This is a genomic window from Salmonella sp. SJTUF15581 (assembly GCF_043356775.1).
Lineage (GTDB): Bacteria > Pseudomonadota > Gammaproteobacteria > Enterobacterales > Enterobacteriaceae > Salmonella > Salmonella enterica.
Window position 1 is genome coordinate 92,462 of sequence record NZ_JBEUJY010000014.1, and the last position, 18,722, is coordinate 111,183.

Genomic DNA, 18,722 nt, shown 5'->3' on the forward strand with positions numbered 1-18,722 from the left:
TATGCACGAGAATCAACAACCACAAACCGAGGCTTTTGAGCTGAGTGCGGCAGAGCGTGAAGCGATAGAGCACGAGAAGCACCACTACGAAGACCCGCGTGCGGCGTCCATTGAAGCGCTGAAAATCGTTCAAAAGCAGCGTGGCTGGGTGCCGGACGGCGCGATCTACGCTATTGCCGATGTGCTGGGTATTCCGGCGAGCGACGTCGAAGGCGTCGCCACATTCTACAGCCAGATTTTCCGTCAGCCGGTCGGTCGCCACGTGATTCGCTACTGCGACAGCGTGGTGTGCCATATCACCGGCTATCAGGGGATTCAGGCCGCGCTGGAAAAAAATCTCAACATCAAACCGGGGCAGACGACCTTTGATGGTCGCTTTACGCTGCTGCCGACCTGCTGCCTGGGGAATTGCGATAAAGGGCCGAACATGATGATTGATGAGGATACTCACAGCCATCTGACCCCGGAAGCCATTCCTGAACTACTGGAGCGGTATAAATGAAAAACGTTATCCGTACTCCCGAAACCCATCCGCTGACCTGGCGTCTGCGCGATGACAAACAGCCGGTCTGGCTGGATGAATATCGTAGCAAAAACGGCTACGAAGGCGCGCGTAAGGCGCTGACCGGCCTGTCTCCGGATGAAATCGTCAGCCAGGTAAAAGACGCCGGTCTGAAAGGGCGCGGCGGCGCGGGCTTTTCCACCGGTCTGAAGTGGAGCCTGATGCCGAAAGATGAATCCATGAACATCCGTTACCTGCTGTGTAACGCCGATGAAATGGAACCGGGCACCTATAAAGACCGTCTGCTGATGGAACAGCTGCCGCACCTGCTGGTGGAAGGCATGCTGATCTCCGCGTTCGCGCTGAAAGCGTATCGTGGTTACATCTTCCTGCGCGGCGAATATATCGAAGCGGCTGTACATCTGCGCCGTGCGATTGCTGAAGCCACCGAGGCCGGGCTGCTTGGCAAAAATATCATGGGCACCGGGTTCGACTTTGAACTGTTTGTCCACACCGGAGCAGGGCGTTACATCTGTGGTGAAGAAACGGCGCTGATTAACTCCCTCGAAGGCCGCCGTGCGAACCCGCGTTCCAAGCCGCCCTTCCCGGCGACCTCCGGCGTATGGGGCAAGCCGACCTGTGTGAATAACGTCGAAACGTTGTGCAACGTCCCGGCAATCCTCGCCAACGGCGTGGAGTGGTACCAGAACATCTCGAAGAGCAAAGATGCGGGTACTAAGCTGATGGGCTTCTCGGGCCGCGTGAAGAATCCGGGTCTGTGGGAATTACCGTTCGGCACCACCGCGCGCGAGATCCTCGAAGACTACGCGGGCGGTATGCGCGATGGCCTGAAATTCAAAGCCTGGCAGCCGGGCGGGGCGGGAACCGACTTCCTGACCGAGGCGCATCTTGACCTGCCGATGGAGTTTGAAAGCATCGGTAAAGCAGGCAGCCGTCTGGGCACCGCGCTGGCGATGGCGGTAGACCACGAAATCGGCATGGTGTCGCTGGTGCGTAACCTGGAAGAGTTCTTTGCCCGCGAATCCTGCGGCTGGTGTACGCCATGCCGCGACGGGTTGCCGTGGAGCGTGAAAATTCTGCGCGCGCTGGAGCGTGGCGAAGGCCAGCCGGGGGATATCGAGACACTTGAGCAACTGTGTCGTTTCCTCGGACCGGGTAAAACCTTCTGCGCGCATGCGCCGGGCGCGGTTGAGCCACTGCAAAGCGCAATTAAGTATTTCCGCGAAGAATTCGAAGCTGGCATCAAGCAGCCGTTCAGCAATACCCATTTAATCAATGGTATTCAGCCGAACCTGCTCAAAGAGCGCTGGTGAGTTAACGATTTTTAATTTGGAAGCATGCTAATGGCTACGATTCATGTAGACGGCAAAGAATACGAGGTCAACGGCGCGGACAACCTGCTACAGGCATGTCTGTCCCTCGGCCTTGATATTCCGTATTTTTGCTGGCACCCGGCGCTGGGAAGCGTCGGTGCTTGCCGCCAGTGTGCGGTGAAGCAATACCAAAACGCGGAAGATACGCGTGGTCGCCTGGTGATGTCCTGTATGACGCCAGCCACCGACGGTACCTTTATCTCTATTGACGACGAAGAAGCGAAACAGTTCCGTGAAAGCGTGGTGGAGTGGCTGATGACTAACCACCCGCACGACTGTCCGGTTTGTGAAGAGGGCGGTAACTGCCATCTTCAGGATATGACCGTGATGACGGGGCACAGTTTCCGTCGCTACCGTTTCACCAAACGTACCCACCGCAATCAGGATCTGGGGCCGTTCATCTCTCACGAAATGAACCGCTGCATCGCCTGCTACCGTTGTGTGCGTTACTACAAAGATTATGCTGACGGCACCGATCTGGGCGTCTATGGCGCGCACGACAACGTCTACTTCGGGCGTCCGGAAGACGGTACGCTGGAAAGCGAATTCTCCGGTAACCTGGTCGAGATTTGCCCGACCGGCGTCTTCACCGATAAAACGCACTCCGAGCGTTACAACCGTAAATGGGACATGCAGTTTGCGCCGAGCATCTGCCAGCAGTGTTCCATCGGCTGTAACATCAGCCCGGGCGAGCGCTATGGCGAACTGCGCCGTATCGAAAACCGTTACAACGGTACCGTTAACCATTACTTCCTCTGTGACCGCGGTCGTTTCGGCTATGGCTATGTGAACCTGAAAGACCGCCCGCGTCAGCCGGTTCAGCGTCGTGGCGATGACTTTATTACTCTCAACGCCGAGCAGGCGATGCAGGGCGCGGCGGATATTCTGCGCCAGTCGAAGAAAGTGATCGGTATCGGTTCGCCACGCGCCAGCATTGAGAGCAACTTTGCGCTGCGTGAGCTGGTTGGTGCGGAAAACTTCTACACCGGTATCGCGCGCGGCGAGCAGGAACGTCTGCAACTGGCGCTGAAAGTGCTGCGTGAAGGCGGAATTTACACCCCGGCGCTGCGGGAGATCGAATCTTATGACGCGGTACTGGTCTTGGGTGAGGATGTCACTCAGACCGGCGCGCGCGTTGCGCTGGCGGTACGCCAGGCGGTGAAAGGTAAAGCGCGTGAAATGGCGGCGGCGCAGAAAGTGGCCGACTGGCAGATTGCGGCCATCCTTAACATCGGCCAGCGTGCCAAACATCCGCTGTTCGTGACTAACGTGGACGACACCCGTCTGGATGATATCGCCGCCTGGACTTATCGCGCGCCGGTGGAAGATCAGGCGCGCCTGGGCTTTGCGATTGCCCATGCGCTGGACAATACAGCGCCTGCGGTTGACGGTATCGACAGCGACTTGCAAAACAAAATTGATGTCATTGTGCAGGCGTTGGCCGGCGCGAAAAAACCGCTGATTATCTCCGGCACTAACGCCGGTAGCAGTGAGGTGATTCAGGCGGCCGCTAACGTGGCGAAAGCGCTGAAAGGCCGTGGCGCCGACGTCGGTATTACTATGATTGCCCGCTCCGTGAACAGCATGGGGCTGGGTATGATGGGCGGCGGTTCGCTTGATGATGCGCTGGGCGAGCTGGAAACCGGCAGTGCGGACGCGGTGGTGGTGCTGGAAAACGATCTCCACCGTCATGCAAGCGCTACGCGCGTGAACGCTGCGCTCGCCAAAGCGCCGCTGGTGATGGTGGTTGACCATCAGCGCACGGCGATTATGGAAAACGCGCATCTGGTGCTTTCCGCGGCAAGCTTCGCCGAAAGCGATGGTACGGTCATCAACAACGAAGGCCGCGCGCAGCGCTTCTTCCAGGTTTATGATCCGGCCTACTACGATAACAAGACGATTATGCTGGAAAGCTGGCGCTGGCTGCATTCGCTGCACAGCACCGTCGAAAACCGCGAAGTGGACTGGACTCAGCTTGACCACGTGATCGACGCGGTCATTGCCGCCATGCCGCAATTTGCCGGCATTAAAGACGCCGCGCCGGATGCGACCTTCCGCATTCGTGGGCAGAAGCTGGCGCGCGAACCGCATCGTTACAGCGGTCGTACGGCGATGCGCGCCAATATCAGCGTGCATGAACCACGTCAGCCGCAGGATAAAGACACCATGTTCGCCTTCTCAATGGAAGGGAATAACCAACCGACTGCCCCGCGATCTGAAATTCCGTTCGCCTGGGCACCGGGCTGGAACTCCCCGCAGGCGTGGAACAAATTCCAGGATGAAGTGGGCGGCAAACTGCGTCACGGCGATCCGGGCGTGCGTTTGATTGAAGCGACTGAGGGCGGTCTGGATTATTTCACTACCGTGCCGGCAAGCTTCCAGGCGCAGGACGGTCAGTGGCGTATTGCGCCGTATTACCACCTGTTTGGCAGCGACGAATTGTCTCAGCGTTCTCCGGTCTTCCAGAGCCGTATGCCGCAGCCGTATATCAAACTTAACCCGGCGGATGCCGCGAAGTTGGGCGTCAATGCCGGGACGCGCGTCTCCTTTAGCTACGATGGCAATACGGTGACGCTGCCGGTTGAAATCTCTGAAGGGTTAGCGGCAGGGCAGGTAGGGCTGCCGATGGGTATGCCTGGCATCGCGCCGGTTCTGGCTGGCGCGCGTCTTGAAGATCTGCGGGAGGCGCAACAATGAGTTGGATTACACCGGATCTGATTGAGATCCTGCTGAGCATTCTCAAAGCGGTGGTGATTCTGCTGGTGGTCGTCACCTGCGGGGCCTTCATGAGCTTTGGCGAACGTCGTCTGCTGGGTCTGTTCCAGAACCGTTATGGACCAAACCGCGTTGGCTGGGGCGGCTCGCTCCAGCTGGTCGCGGATATGATCAAGATGTTCTTTAAAGAAGACTGGATCCCGAAATTCTCGGATCGCGTCATCTTTACCCTGGCGCCGATGATCGCGTTTACTTCGCTGTTACTCTCCTTCGCCATTGTGCCGGTTAGCCCTAATTGGGTGGTGGCCGATTTAAACATCGGGATTCTGTTCTTCCTGATGATGGCCGGTCTGGCGGTTTACGCGGTGCTGTTTGCCGGGTGGTCGAGTAACAACAAATACTCGCTGCTCGGCGCGATGCGCGCGTCTGCCCAAACGGTGAGCTACGAAGTGTTTCTTGGTCTTTCCCTGATGGGCGTGGTGGCGCAGGCCGGTTCATTTAATATGACCGATATCGTCAATAACCAGGCGCATCTGTGGAACGTGATTCCGCAATTCTTTGGGTTTGTTACTTTCGCCATCGCGGGCGTAGCGGTCTGTCACCGTCACCCGTTTGACCAGCCGGAAGCCGAGCAGGAACTGGCGGACGGTTACCACATCGAATATTCCGGTATGAAATTCGGTCTGTTCTTCGTGGGGGAGTACATCGGTATCGTCACCGTTTCCGCGCTGATGGTAACGCTGTTCTTCGGTGGCTGGCATGGCCCGTTCTTACCGCCATTCGTCTGGTTCGCGCTGAAAACCGCGTTCTTCATGATGATGTTCATTTTGATTCGTGCGTCGTTACCGCGTCCGCGTTATGACCAGGTAATGTCCTTCGGCTGGAAAGTTTGCCTGCCGCTGACGCTCATCAACTTGCTGGTAACGGCGGCTGTCATTCTGTGGCAGGCGCAATAAGGGACACAAAGACCATGACCTTAAAAGAATTATTAGTAGGTTTCGGCACTCAGGTACGCAGTATCTGGATGATCGGCCTGCATGCGTTCGCGAAACGCGAAACGCGGATGTATCCGGAAGAGCCGGTCTATTTACCGCCCCGTTACCGTGGCCGTATCGTGCTCACGCGCGACCCGGACGGCGAAGAGCGCTGCGTTGCCTGTAACCTGTGCGCGGTAGCCTGTCCGGTAGGCTGTATCTCTCTGCAAAAAGCGGAGACCAAAGATGGCCGCTGGTATCCGGAATTTTTCCGCATTAACTTCTCACGCTGCATCTTCTGCGGCCTGTGCGAAGAAGCGTGCCCGACCACGGCGATTCAGTTGACCCCGGACTTCGAACTGGGCGAATACAAACGTCAGGATCTGGTGTACGAAAAAGAGGATCTGCTGATTTCCGGTCCGGGCAAATACCCGGAATATAACTTCTACCGGATGGCGGGTATGGCAATCGACGGCAAAGATAAAGGCGAAGCAGAGAACGAAGCCAAGCCTATCGACGTCAAGAGCCTGTTACCGTAAGGAGAGGGCAATGGAATTCGCTTTTTATATCTGTGGCCTGATAGCCATCCTCGCGACCCTGCGAGTGATCACCCATACCAATCCGGTACACGCGCTGTTGTATCTGGTGATATCGCTACTGGCGATTTCCGGGGTGTTCTTTTCGCTGGGCGCTTATTTTGCCGGTGCGTTGGAAATTATCGTCTACGCAGGCGCCATCATGGTGCTGTTTGTGTTCGTGGTGATGATGCTCAACCTCGGCGGCAGCGAAATCGAACAGGAACGCCAGTGGCTGAAGCCGCAGGTGTGGATTGGTCCGGCGGTTTTGTCGGCCATTATGCTGGCGGTCATTGTGTACGCCATTCTGGGCGTTAACGACCAGGGCATCGACGGCACGCCGATTAGCGCGAAAGCGGTGGGCATTACGCTGTTCGGGCCTTATGTTCTGGCGGTCGAACTGGCGTCGATGCTGCTGCTGGCAGGCCTGGTGGTGGCGTTCCATGTCGGTCGTGAAGAGCGTGCGGGCGAAGTGCTAAGCAACCGCGCCGATGACCGCGCGAAAAGAAAAACGGAGGAGCGCGCATGATCCCCTTAACACACGGACTGATCCTCGCTGCGATTTTATTCGTCCTGGGTTTAACCGGTCTGGTTATCCGCCGCAATCTGCTGTTTATGCTGATCGGGCTGGAAATCATGATTAATGCCTCCGCGCTGGCCTTTGTGGTCGCCGGGAGCTACTGGGGCCAGACCGATGGTCAGGTGATGTACATTCTCGCCATCAGCCTTGCGGCTGCGGAAGCGAGTATTGGACTTGCGCTGTTGCTGCAACTCCATCGCCGTCGCCAGAACCTGAACATCGATTCAGTAAGTGAGATGCGTGGATGAACATGCTTGCCTTAACCATTATTCTGCCATTGATTGGCTTTGTACTGCTGGCGTTCTCTCGCGGACGCTGGTCGGAAAATCTCTCCGCGACCATTGGCGTGGGCTCCGTTGGTCTGGCGGCGTTGGTGACAGCGTTTGTCGGGATGGATTTCTTCGCCAACGGCAAACAGGCGTTCAGCCAGCCGCTGTGGACGTGGATGTCGGTCGGTAACTTCAACATCGGTTTTAACCTGGTGCTGGACGGCCTGTCGCTGACCATGCTCTCTGTGGTCACCGGCGTCGGCTTCTTGATCCACATGTTCGCGTCTTGGTACATGCGTGGAGAAGAGGGTTACTCCCGCTTCTTCGCTTATACCAACCTGTTTATCGCCAGCATGGTTGTTCTGGTGCTGTCCGATAACCTGCTGTTGATGTACCTCGGCTGGGAAGGCGTGGGCCTGTGCTCTTATCTGTTGATCGGCTTCTATTACAGCGATCCGAAGAATGGCGCGGCGGCAATGAAAGCCTTCGTGGTGACCCGTGTCGGTGACGTGTTCCTCGCCTTCGCGCTGTTCATCCTCTACAACGAACTGGGCACGCTGAACTTCCGCGAAATGGTCGAGCTGGCGCCAGCGCACTTTGCTGACGGCAACAACATGCTGATGTGGGCGACGCTGATGCTGCTGGGCGGCGCGGTCGGTAAATCTGCGCAGCTACCGTTGCAGACCTGGCTTGCCGACGCGATGGCCGGCCCGACGCCGGTCTCCGCGCTGATCCACGCCGCGACGATGGTTACCGCCGGTGTCTACCTGATCGCTCGTACCCATGGTCTGTTCCTGATGACCCCGGAAATTCTGCATCTGGTGGGCATTATCGGGGCGATTACGCTGGTCATGGCGGGTTTCGCCGCGCTGGTGCAGACCGACATCAAACGCGTGCTGGCCTATTCCACCATGAGCCAGATTGGCTACATGTTCCTGGCGCTCGGCGTACAGGCGTGGGATGCGGCAATTTTCCACCTGATGACGCACGCCTTCTTTAAAGCGCTGTTGTTCCTGGCGTCCGGCTCGGTCATTCTGGCCTGCCATCACGAACAGAACATCTTTAAGATGGGCGGTCTGCGTAAGTCGATTCCACTGGTGTATGCCTGCTTCCTGGTGGGGGGCGCGGCGCTGTCGGCGCTGCCGCTGGTCACTGCGGGCTTCTTCAGTAAGGATGAGATCCTGGCTGGCGCGATGGCGAACGGTCATATCAATCTGATGGTGGCGGGTCTGGTCGGCGCGTTCATGACCTCCCTGTACACCTTCCGGATGATTTTCATCGTCTTCCACGGTAAAGAACAAATTCACGCTCATGCAGGGAAGGGGATTACCCACCATCTGCCGCTGATTGTCCTGATGATTCTGTCTACCTTTGTTGGCGCGCTGATTGTGCCGCCGCTGCAGGGAGTGCTGCCGCAGACAACTGAACTGGCGCATGGTCGCGTCATGACGCTGGAAATTACCTCTGGCGTAGTAGCGATTGCCGGCATCCTGATTGCCGCATGGCTGTGGCTGGGTAAACGCACGCTGGTGACGTCGATCGCCAACAGCGCGCCGGGCCGTCTGCTGGGGACCTGGTGGTATAACGCCTGGGGCTTTGACTGGCTGTACGACAAAGTATTCGTCAAGCCATTCCTCGGTATCGCCTGGCTGCTGAAGCGCGACCCGCTTAATGCGTTGATGAACATTCCGGCTATCCTTTCCCGTTTTGCAGGCAAAGGCCTGGTACTGAGCGAGAACGGTTATTTGCGCTGGTATGTGGCATCCATGAGCATCGGCGCGGTTGTGGTGCTGGCGCTGCTGATGGCACTGCGTTGATCGTAAAGTGAATTTTATCCAAATTCGTTGAAAATCAGGCCTCTGTCAGAGGCCTTAAAAAGGAATAAAAATCGCCATGTTACTACCCTGGCTAATATTGATTCCCTTTATCGGCGGCTTTCTGTGCTGGCAGACCGAACGCTTTGGCGTGAAGGTGCCGCGCTGGATAGCGCTGATTACCATGGGGCTGACGCTGGCGCTCGGTCTGCAATTGTGGTTGCAGGGCGGCTACTCACTGACGCAATCCGCCGGTATTCCACAGTGGCAATCTGAATTTGTCCTGCCGTGGATCCCGCGTTTTGGCATCTCTATCCATCTGGCGCTCGACGGACTGTCGCTGCTAATGGTGGTGCTGACCGGCCTGCTCGGCGTTCTGGCGGTGCTTTGCTCCTGGCGAGAAATCGAAAAATATCAGGGCTTCTTCCACCTGAACCTGATGTGGATCTTGGGCGGCGTTATCGGCGTGTTCCTGGCCATCGACATGTTCCTGTTCTTCTTCTTCTGGGAAATGATGCTGGTGCCGATGTACTTCCTGATCGCGCTGTGGGGCCACAAAGCTTCTGACGGGAAAACGCGTATCACGGCGGCGACCAAGTTCTTCATCTACACCCAGGCGAGTGGTCTGGTGATGCTGATTGCCATCCTGGCGCTGGTCTTTGTGCACTATAAAGCGACCGGCGTCTGGACCTTCAACTATGAAGAGCTGCTGAACACGCCGATGTCCCACGGTGTGGAATATCTGCTGATGCTGGGCTTCTTCATCGCCTTCGCGGTGAAAATGCCGGTGGTGCCGCTGCATGGCTGGCTGCCGGATGCGCACTCCCAGGCGCCGACCGCCGGTTCCGTCGACCTGGCCGGTATCTTGCTGAAAACCGCCGCTTACGGTCTGCTGCGTTTCTCCCTGCCATTGTTCCCGAACGCGTCGGCGGAGTTTGCGCCTATCGCTATGTGGCTTGGCGTTATCGGCATTTTCTACGGCGCGTGGATGGCCTTTACCCAATACGACATCAAGCGTCTGATTGCTTATACCTCCGTTTCCCACATGGGCTTCGTGCTGATCGCTATCTACACCGGCAGCCAACTGGCTTACCAGGGGGCGGTGATCCAGATGATCGCGCACGGTCTCTCCGCAGCCGGTCTGTTCATTCTGTGTGGCCAGTTATACGAACGTCTGCATACGCGTGACATGCGTATGATGGGCGGCCTGTGGGGCAAAATGAAATGGTTGCCTGCGCTGTCCATGTTCTTTGCGGTGGCGACGCTCGGGATGCCGGGCACCGGTAACTTTGTCGGCGAATTTATGATTCTGTTCGGCAGCTACCAGGTGGTGCCGATGATTACCGTGATCTCCACCTTTGGGCTGGTATTCGCCTCTGTATACTCGCTGGCGATGCTGCATCGCGCTTACTTCGGTAAAGCGAAGAGCCAGATTGCCAGCCAGGAACTGCCAGGGATGTCGCTGCGCGAGCTGTTTATCATTCTGTTGCTGGTGGTGCTTCTGGTACTGCTTGGCTTCTATCCGCAGCCGATTCTGGATACCTCGCATTCTGCGATGAGCAACATCCAGCAGTGGTTTGTTAATTCCGTTACTACTACAAGGCCGTAAATCGCCATGACAATAACTCCACAACACCTGATTGCGCTGCTACCGCTGCTGATCGTCGGCTTGACGGTGGTGGTTGTGATGCTCTCCATTGCGTGGCGACGCAATCACTTCCTCAATGCCACGCTGTCGGTCATTGGGCTTAACGCTGCTCTGGTTTCGCTTTGGTTTGTCGGCCAGGCCGGGGCAATGGACGTCACGCCGCTGATGCGCGTTGACGGCTTTGCGATGCTCTACACCGGGCTGGTGCTGCTGGCGAGCCTCGCCACCTGTACCTTTGCCTACCCGTGGCTGGAAGGCTATAACGATAACCAGGAAGAGTTCTACCTGCTGGTGTTAATCGCCAGCCTGGGCGGAATTCTGCTGGCGAACGCCAACCATCTGGCGGCGCTGTTCCTCGGTATTGAACTGATCTCACTGCCGCTGTTCGGCCTGATTGGTTATGCTTTCCGCCAGAAACGCTCGCTGGAAGCCAGTATCAAATACACCATCCTCTCCGCTGCCGCCTCGTCTTTCCTGCTGTTCGGGATGGCGCTGGTCTATGCGCAGTCCGGCAACCTGTCTTTCGAAGCGCTCGGTAAGAGCCTCGGCGATGGTATGCTGCACGAGCCGTTGCTGCTGGCGGGCTTTGGCCTGATGATTGTCGGTCTGGGCTTTAAACTTTCTCTGGTGCCGTTCCACCTGTGGACGCCAGACGTTTACCAGGGCGCGCCTGCGCCGGTTTCCACCTTCCTGGCGACGGCGAGCAAAATCGCTATCTTCGGCGTGGTGATGCGTCTGTTCCTCTATGCGCCGGTAGGCGACAGCGAAGCGGTACGCGTGGTGCTGGGCATTATCGCCTTTGCCTCTATCATCTTTGGTAACCTGATGGCGCTGAGCCAGACCAACATCAAACGTCTGCTCGGTTACTCTTCTATCTCTCACCTCGGCTATCTGCTGGTGGCGCTGATTGCCCTGCAGAGCGGCGAGATGTCGATGGAAGCGGTTGGCGTTTACCTGGCCGGTTATCTGTTCAGCAGCCTCGGCGCGTTTGGCGTGGTCAGCCTGATGTCCAGCCCGTTCCGCGGCCCGGATGCCGATTCCCTGTACTCTTACCGTGGTCTGTTCTGGCACCGTCCGGTTCTTGCCGCGGTGATGACGGTGATGATGCTGTCGCTGGCAGGTATCCCGATGACGCTGGGCTTTATCGGCAAATTCTACGTGCTGGCGGTCGGCGTTCAGGCCAGCTTGTGGTGGCTGGTCGCCGCCGTGGTAGTGGGTTCCGCGATTGGTTTGTACTACTACCTGCGCGTTGCGGTGAGTCTCTACCTGCACGCGCCGCAGCAACCGGGACGCGACGCGCCGACAAACTGGCAGTACAGCGCAGGCGGTATCGTGGTGCTGATCTCCGCGTTGCTGGTGTTGGTACTGGGCGTCTGGCCGCAGCCGCTGATTAGCCTTGTGCAACTGGCGATGCCGCTGATGTAATGCCGCGTTGATGATGTCAATAACCGCCGATTTATCGGCGGTTGAGGCTGATGACCAACACCGGAGCCTCTAAATGTTGGATTGCATCCAACTTATGAAAACCTGTGACGCATAGAGACCATAGACTCGTTGGGTGAGGCGTAGCCGAAACCCAACACTTTTCCAACGAACACAGAACCAGATGCCGGATAAGGCGTAGCCGCCATCCGGCATCAACGTTGTATTCTCCTTTGTCAGCCATCCGACAGCGCCGCCAGGCGCTATTATATTCACACCTCCTCTATATTCCCCCTGAATAATAGATCGAAGCGATAAAATTCAAAACCAGTCAGCTTTGTTAATATAATTCGCAGTAATGTTATTTTGATTTATTTAATTTACATGAATCCAAACGGTAGAATTACTAATTATTACCGCAACCTCTAAGTGCATATAATCGTTAAATAAATTTATTTACACACCATGTCATGCTAATGTTCATTTATAAAATTTAATAAAATGACAAATTCCGATTTATTATGTCGTAAACGTTACTCCGATATAGCCGGGTTTTGTGCTGCTCCACGGAGGTAAACAAAAAGGACAAAAAGAAAATAAGGACATAGTAAGTGAACAAAACCTACAATATTATATGGAACGCCGCCCGCGGCATGTATATTGTCACCTCCGAACTGGCGCGCAGTGGTAGCCGCGCTATCGTCAGCGTCAGCGCCTCGTGCGCGGTAACTCTGCTGGCGATGGATGCTGCCCCCGCCGTCGCAGAGGAAACGCGAGTTTCCATTCCCTCCCAGACCACCACCTACACCCTGTCAGGCGCTACGCCGTTCGTCGTGGAAACGGGCAATACCGTCGCCACCGACACAGCGACCAGCGCCGCCATCGTCGGCGATAACAGCAACGACTGGGATCTGCTGATTGAAAGCGGCGCTGTCGTGGGGAGCAGCCTGACCGACAGCCAGGCGATGAACCTGGATTCGTTAACGGGCGCCACCAGCGTACATAACCAGGGGACAATCACCGGCTCCAGCGCGGATGGAACGATATTGCTTCAAAACGGCGGCAGCGTGATCAACGATGGCCGGATCGAGAACAGCGCAATCTACGTTCATAATCTCGACTACGGCGCCCCCGAAATAGATGCCGCCATTTATATGCTCAACGGCGGCAGTTATGTCAGCAGCGAAAACGGTGTGTTGAAAGGCGTTTCCGGGGTGATCGTCCAGAGCGGCGAGGTCCACATCACCAACGGCGGGACGATTAACTCCGACGGCTCCTGGCGCTCTTATGGCGTCGAGCTTCGGGGCGGCGCTTACGGTACGATTGTCAATACCGGCACCATTATCACCACGGCCAGCGATGGTTCAAACAAGATCGAGGATGCGGCGATTTATGCCCATACCTTTGATGATATCGCGGCGGGCGATTCTGTTTCTGTTGATAATAGCGGCCTTTTGCAGTCTGATTTTATTGCCGTTGCGCTGTACCACGGCGCGCATTTTGAAGTGTTCAACCGCGCTGGCGGGGTGATCACGGCGGGAAACAGCAGCCTCGTCGGCATCCAGTCCGCCGCCATGGAACTTAAAGCGGGCGCCGACAACCTCGTCACCAATGACGGCACGATTTCCGCGTATGGCACCGCCAATACTTACGGTATCCATTATGGCGAAAATACCTCCGGCGGCGTTATCACCAATACCGGCTCCATTACCACCACGGGCGGCGGCTCGGGAGACGCCAGCGTTTATGTCCACGGCAACGGCGACGGCACCGTCGTCAACAACAGCGGAACCATGAGTTCCACCGTCTATGGCGTCTATCTCGACTCGGCACGTTCCAAAGGCCATACGCTCAATAACCAGGCTGGGGGCGCAATTTCGGCCAACACGGCGGTGGCGATTAATGGCAACGGCAATACCATCACCAACCAGGGGAAGATGACCGGCGTAAGCGACGGCCTCCTTATCAGCGGCAATAACAATATCGTTACCACCTCAGGCGGTGAAATTTCAGGCAAAAATGGTATCCGCGTCAGTAAAGGCAGCGGCAACCAGATAACGGCCAAAAGTGGAAGTAAGATCACCACCACCAGCACCGGCATCAGTATCGCTGGCGGCAATAACCAGGTCACGACCGAAAGCGGAAGCGCTATCGTCGCCAAAGACAACGGCATCCTGATTAACAGCGGCGCCAACAACGTCACCAATGGCGGCAGCATCACGGCGACCGGCTCCAGTATCTCTTACGGCATCCAGTACAATAGCGGCGCCAGCGGCACTATCACCAACACCGGCACCATTACCACAACGGGTAAAGGCGCCGGGGACGCGAGCGTCTATGCCCACGGCGGCGCTGTCACGATTAACAACAGCGGCACGATGGACTCCTCGGTATTCGGCGTCTACGTCACCACGGGCCACACGCTCAATAACCTGGCCGGCGGCTCCATCACGGCAAATACCGCCGTTCAGCTCAACGGCAATAACAATACGCTCGCTAATGCGGGCGCAATCTCCGGCGACACCAATGGCGTAACCATTAGCGGCTCCGGCAACACCCTGACCAGTCAGGGCAAAATAACCGGCGGAACCAACGCCGTTCTCATCAATAGCGGCAGCAAGAACAACACTATCACCCTCAATACCGGTACGGAGATATCCGGCAGCATTACCGACGACAACAACAGCGCCAGCGCCAACAATAATCTGATTCTGGACGGAGAGGGTACGCTGGGCAGCAGCATCAGCGGCCTGAACAGCGTGACCAGCAGCGGCGACTGGACGCTGTCGGGCGCGACGATGAACCTCTCGGGAACGACCAACAGCGCGCTTTGGGTAAAATCCGGCACGCTGATAGTGAACGGCGCGATGACCGCCAAAGGCGCGACCGTCGATAGCGGCACGACGCTGCAGATTGGCAACGGCGGCACGCTGGGCGCGTTTAACGGCGACATCGTTGACAACGGCACGCTGACGTTTAACCGCAGCGATGCCGCCGCCTACGGCAGCGTCATAAGCGGCAGCGGCAACGTGGTAAAACAGGGCGGCGGCGAGCTGACGCTCAGTAACAACAACAGCTACAGCGGCGGCACCACCATTGCAGAGGGAACGCTGACCGCCACCGCTGGCGGCGCGCTGGGCAGCGGCAATATCGACAACCGCGCTTACCTCAAACTGGACGCGGCAAGCGCCAGCGATCCCTTTATCGTCGCGGATCTCACCACCCACAGCGGCGCCACCGTTGAAATCGGCGCGGGCAGCACGCTACAGGCCAATACCCTGACCCAGCAGGACGGCAGCACGCTAACGGCCGATTTGACGGAGACCAGCGGCCCCGTCATCCGCGCAAAAAACGTGAATCTGGACGGTACGCTCAATGTCGCCTCGCCCGCCAGTCAGGAGCCGATACGCAGCACCGACGATCTGATCTCCCTGGCGCTTATCGAATCGGACAACGCCATTAGCGGCGATTTTGGCGACATCACTATCAACGGCAACGCCATGAACCCGGACGCGTTCATTACCGTCGTGGGGCAGAAAAACGTCAATGACACACACTATGATCTGGTCGAGACGTTGACGTGGTATGCCGATCGCGACAACGCCGCCATCGACGCCCACGGCACCTTCAACCTGGCGGATGCCGACGACAGCTTTACGGTCAACACGGTGCTGGAAAATGTTGACGCCAACAGCGGCTGGAACGGCCAGTCGCTTACCAAAACCGGCGCAGGCACGCTGATCCTGAATGCGGAAAACACCTATACCGGCAGCACCACCATCAGCGAGGGTACGCTGATTGCCACCAACGTTGAGGCGCTGGGTACCGGCAACGTCACCGACAACGCCACGCTGGAGATGAACACCGGCGGCGATTTTGACAACGCCATCAGCGGCAGCGGCCAGGTGGTGAAATCCGGCGACGAGACGCTCACGCTCTCCGGCGCCAATTCTTACACCGGCGGCACCACCATCAGCGGCGGCACGCTGGTCGCCAGCAACGTTGAGGCGCTGGGCACTGGCGACATTACCGACAACGCCACGCTGGAGCTGAATACCGGCGGCGATTTTGACAACGTCATCAGCGGCAGCGGGCAGGTGGTGAAATCCGGCGATAAGACGCTCACGCTTTCTGGCGCCAATTCTTACACCGGCGGCACCACCATCAGCGGCGGCACGCTGGTCGCCAGCAACGTTGAGGCGCTGGGCAGCGGCGACGTCACCGACAACGCCACGCTGGAGCTGAACACCAGCGGTGACTTCGCCAACAACATTGGCGGTACGGGCAGCGTGGTGAAATCCGGCGATAAGACGCTCACGCTCTCCGGAGCCAATTCTTACACTGGCGGCACCATCATCAGTGGCGGCACGCTGGTCGCCACTAACGTTGACGCGCTGGGTACCGGCGACGTCATCGATAACGCCACGCTGGAGCTGAACACCGGCGGCGATTTTGACAACGCCATCAGCGGCAGCGGGCAGGTGGTGAAATCCGGCGACGACACGCTCGCGCTCTCAGGCGCCAACAGCTACAGCGGCGCTACCACCATTAGCGGCGGCACGCTGATTGCCGCTAACGTCAACGCGCTGGGTACGGGCGCTATCGACAACCGCGCCAGCCTGTTGCTGGACGCCAGCGGCCAGTTTACGGTAACGGATCTCACCACCGAAAGCGGCGGCAACACCGAAATCGGCGCAGGCAGTACGCTACAGGCGACCACGCTGACGCAAAAAAGCGATAGCACGCTGACCATCAACCTGGACAGCAACACCGCCGATCCTGTTATCCACGCCGCCTCTCAGGTCTCGCTGGCCGGTACGCTGGACATCACCGGCGTCGGCGATGTGCTGGACAGCGATCCTGCCAGCACGGACGATCTGGATACCTTCACCCTGATCGCGTCAGACAAAACCATTGCGGGCGATTTCGAAAAGCTTACCGTCGCCGGAATGGACGCCGATCTGGCCGACTTTATCACCGTCGATGGCCGCATTGATGACACGGGCAAGCAGTACGAACTGACCACTGCCCTGACATGGTATGCCGACCGCGACGACGCCGTCACCGACGCCCACGGCACGTTTAACCTGACCAATGCCGACGGCAGTTTTGCGGTCAACACGGTGCTGGAAAACGTTGACGCCACGCTCGATCCCGCCAGCGCCACCGGCTGGGACGGCACATCGCTGATCAAACAGGGCGCAGGCACGCTGATCCTGAATGCGGAAAACACCTATACCGGCGGCACCACCATCAGCGGCGGCACGCTGGTCGCCACTAACGTTGACGCGCTGGGCAGCGGCGACGTCACCGACGACGCCACGCTGGAGCTGAACACCGGCGGCACGTTCGACAACGCCATCAGCGGCAGCGGGCAGGTGGTGAAATCCGGCGACGAGACGCTCACGCTTTCCGGCACCAATACTTATTCCGGCGGCACCCTTATCAGCGGCGGCACGCTGGTTGCCAGCAACGTTGAGGCGCTGGGTACCGGCGACGTCACCGATAACGCCACGCTGGAAATGAATACCGGCGGTGACTTCATCAATAACATCGGCGGTACGGGCCGTGTGGAAAAATCCGGCGACGACGCGCTCACGCTTTCCGGCAGCAATACTTATACCGGCGGCACCACCATCAACGACGGCACGCTGATTGCCACTAGCGTTGATGCGCTGGGAAGTGGCGACGTTACCAACAACGCCGTGCTGGAACTGAACACCGGCGGTGACTTCATCAATAACATCGGCGGTACGGGCCGTGTGGAAAAATCCGGCGACGAGACGCTCACGCTTTCCGGCAGCAATACTTACACCGGCGGCACGCTCATCAGCGGCGGCACGCTGGTCGCCACTAACGTTGAGGCGCTGGGTACCGGCGACGTCACCGACAACGCCGTGCTGGAACTGAACACCGGCGGTGACTTCATCAATAACATCGGCGGTACGGGCCGTGTGGAAAAATCCGGCGACGACACGCTCACCCTCTCCGGATCCAATTCTTATACCGGTGGCACCCTTATCAGCGGCGGCACGCTGGTCGCCACTAACGTTGACGCGCTAGGCAGCGGCGACGTTACCAACAACGCCGTGCTGGAACTGAACACCGGCGGCACGTTCGACAACGCCATCAGCGGCAGCGGGCAGGTGGTGAAATCCGGCGACGAGACGCTCACGCTTTCCGGCAGCAATACTTATACCGGCGGCACCACCATCAACGACGGCACGCTGATTGCCACTAGCGTTGATGCGCTGGGAAGTGGCGACGTCACCGACAACGCCGTGCTGGAACTGAACACCGGCGGCGATTTTGACAACGCCATCAGCGGCAGCGGGCAGGTGGTGAAATCCGGCGACGAGACGCTCACGCTTTCCGGCACCAATTCTTACACCGATGGCACCCTTATCAGCGGCGGCACGCTGGTTGCCACTAACCTTGAGGCGCTGGGCACCGGCGATGTTACCAACAACGCCACGCTGGAACTGAACACCGGCGGTGACTTCATCAATAACATCGGCGGTACGGGCCGTGTGGAAAAATCCGGCGACGAGACGCTCACGCTTTCCGGCAGCAATACTTACACCGGCGGCACGCTCATCAGCGGCGGCACGCTGGTCGCCACTAACGTTGAGGCGCTGGGTACCGGCGACGTCACCGACAACGCCGTGCTGGAACTGAACACCGGCGGTGACTTCATCAATAACATCGGCGGTACGGGCCGTGTGGAAAAATCCGGCGACGACACGCTCACCCTCTCCGGATCCAATTCTTATACCGGTGGCACCCTTATCAGCGGCGGCACGCTGGTCGCCACTAACGTTGACGCGCT

11 protein-coding genes are annotated in these 18,722 nt (G+C 58.0%); all 11 read left to right on the forward strand.

The features are described 5' to 3' along the window. Nucleotide 1: 1 nt before the first annotated feature. Nucleotides 2-502, forward strand: a complete 501-nt coding sequence (nuoE, locus tag ABVN36_RS20175) for an NADH-quinone oxidoreductase subunit NuoE (protein WP_000545038.1) — start codon at nt 2-4, stop codon at nt 500-502. After that, nucleotides 499-1,836 carry an NADH-quinone oxidoreductase subunit NuoF gene (gene nuoF / locus ABVN36_RS20180; RefSeq protein WP_000800048.1) on the forward strand — a complete coding sequence of 446 codons (1,338 nt, stop codon included), beginning with the start codon at nt 499-501 and terminating at the stop codon, nt 1,834-1,836. The genes nuoE and nuoF overlap by 4 nt, the downstream gene beginning before the upstream one ends. Before the next feature lie 30 nt (nt 1,837-1,866). Next, the gene (nuoG, locus tag ABVN36_RS20185) at nt 1,867-4,593 is read left to right on the forward strand and encodes an NADH-quinone oxidoreductase subunit NuoG (protein WP_001518099.1); all 2,727 of its coding nucleotides are present in this window, start codon (nt 1,867-1,869) and stop codon (nt 4,591-4,593) included. Further along, entirely contained in the window at nt 4,590-5,567 is a 978-nt protein-coding gene (gene nuoH / locus ABVN36_RS20190; RefSeq protein ID WP_000118515.1) for an NADH-quinone oxidoreductase subunit NuoH, read from the forward strand. Before nuoG ends, nuoH begins: the two co-directional genes overlap by 4 nt. A gap of 14 nt (nt 5,568-5,581) precedes the next feature. After that, the gene (gene nuoI / locus ABVN36_RS20195) at nt 5,582-6,124 is read left to right on the forward strand and encodes an NADH-quinone oxidoreductase subunit NuoI (protein WP_000172747.1); all 543 of its coding nucleotides are present in this window, start codon (nt 5,582-5,584) and stop codon (nt 6,122-6,124) included. 10 nt (nt 6,125-6,134) lie between these two features. Continuing rightward, the gene (gene nuoJ, locus ABVN36_RS20200) at nt 6,135-6,689 is read left to right on the forward strand and encodes an NADH-quinone oxidoreductase subunit J (RefSeq protein ID WP_000393522.1); all 555 of its coding nucleotides are present in this window, start codon (nt 6,135-6,137) and stop codon (nt 6,687-6,689) included. Continuing rightward, the gene (gene nuoK, locus ABVN36_RS20205; protein ID WP_000612687.1) at nt 6,686-6,988 is read left to right on the forward strand and encodes an NADH-quinone oxidoreductase subunit NuoK; all 303 of its coding nucleotides are present in this window, start codon (nt 6,686-6,688) and stop codon (nt 6,986-6,988) included. The genes nuoJ and nuoK overlap by 4 nt, the downstream gene beginning before the upstream one ends. Beyond that, nucleotides 6,985-8,826, forward strand: coding sequence for an NADH-quinone oxidoreductase subunit L (gene nuoL, locus ABVN36_RS20210; RefSeq protein ID WP_001056581.1), 1,842 nt, complete (start codon nt 6,985-6,987; stop codon nt 8,824-8,826). The genes nuoK and nuoL overlap by 4 nt, the downstream gene beginning before the upstream one ends. A gap of 76 nt (nt 8,827-8,902) precedes the next feature. After that, on the forward strand, nt 8,903-10,432 hold the full coding sequence (gene nuoM / locus ABVN36_RS20215; protein ID WP_023138690.1) for an NADH-quinone oxidoreductase subunit M: 1,530 nt from the start codon (nt 8,903-8,905) through the stop codon (nt 10,430-10,432). Nucleotides 10,433-10,438: 6 nt separating this feature from the next. Further along, entirely contained in the window at nt 10,439-11,896 is a 1,458-nt protein-coding gene (gene nuoN / locus ABVN36_RS20220) for an NADH-quinone oxidoreductase subunit NuoN (RefSeq protein WP_000156667.1), read from the forward strand. Nucleotides 11,897-12,504: 608 nt separating this feature from the next. Beyond that, nucleotides 12,505-18,722: autotransporter-associated beta strand repeat-containing protein (locus tag ABVN36_RS20225; protein WP_393921186.1), on the forward strand; the 6,218-nt coding region annotated here is incomplete at its 3' end.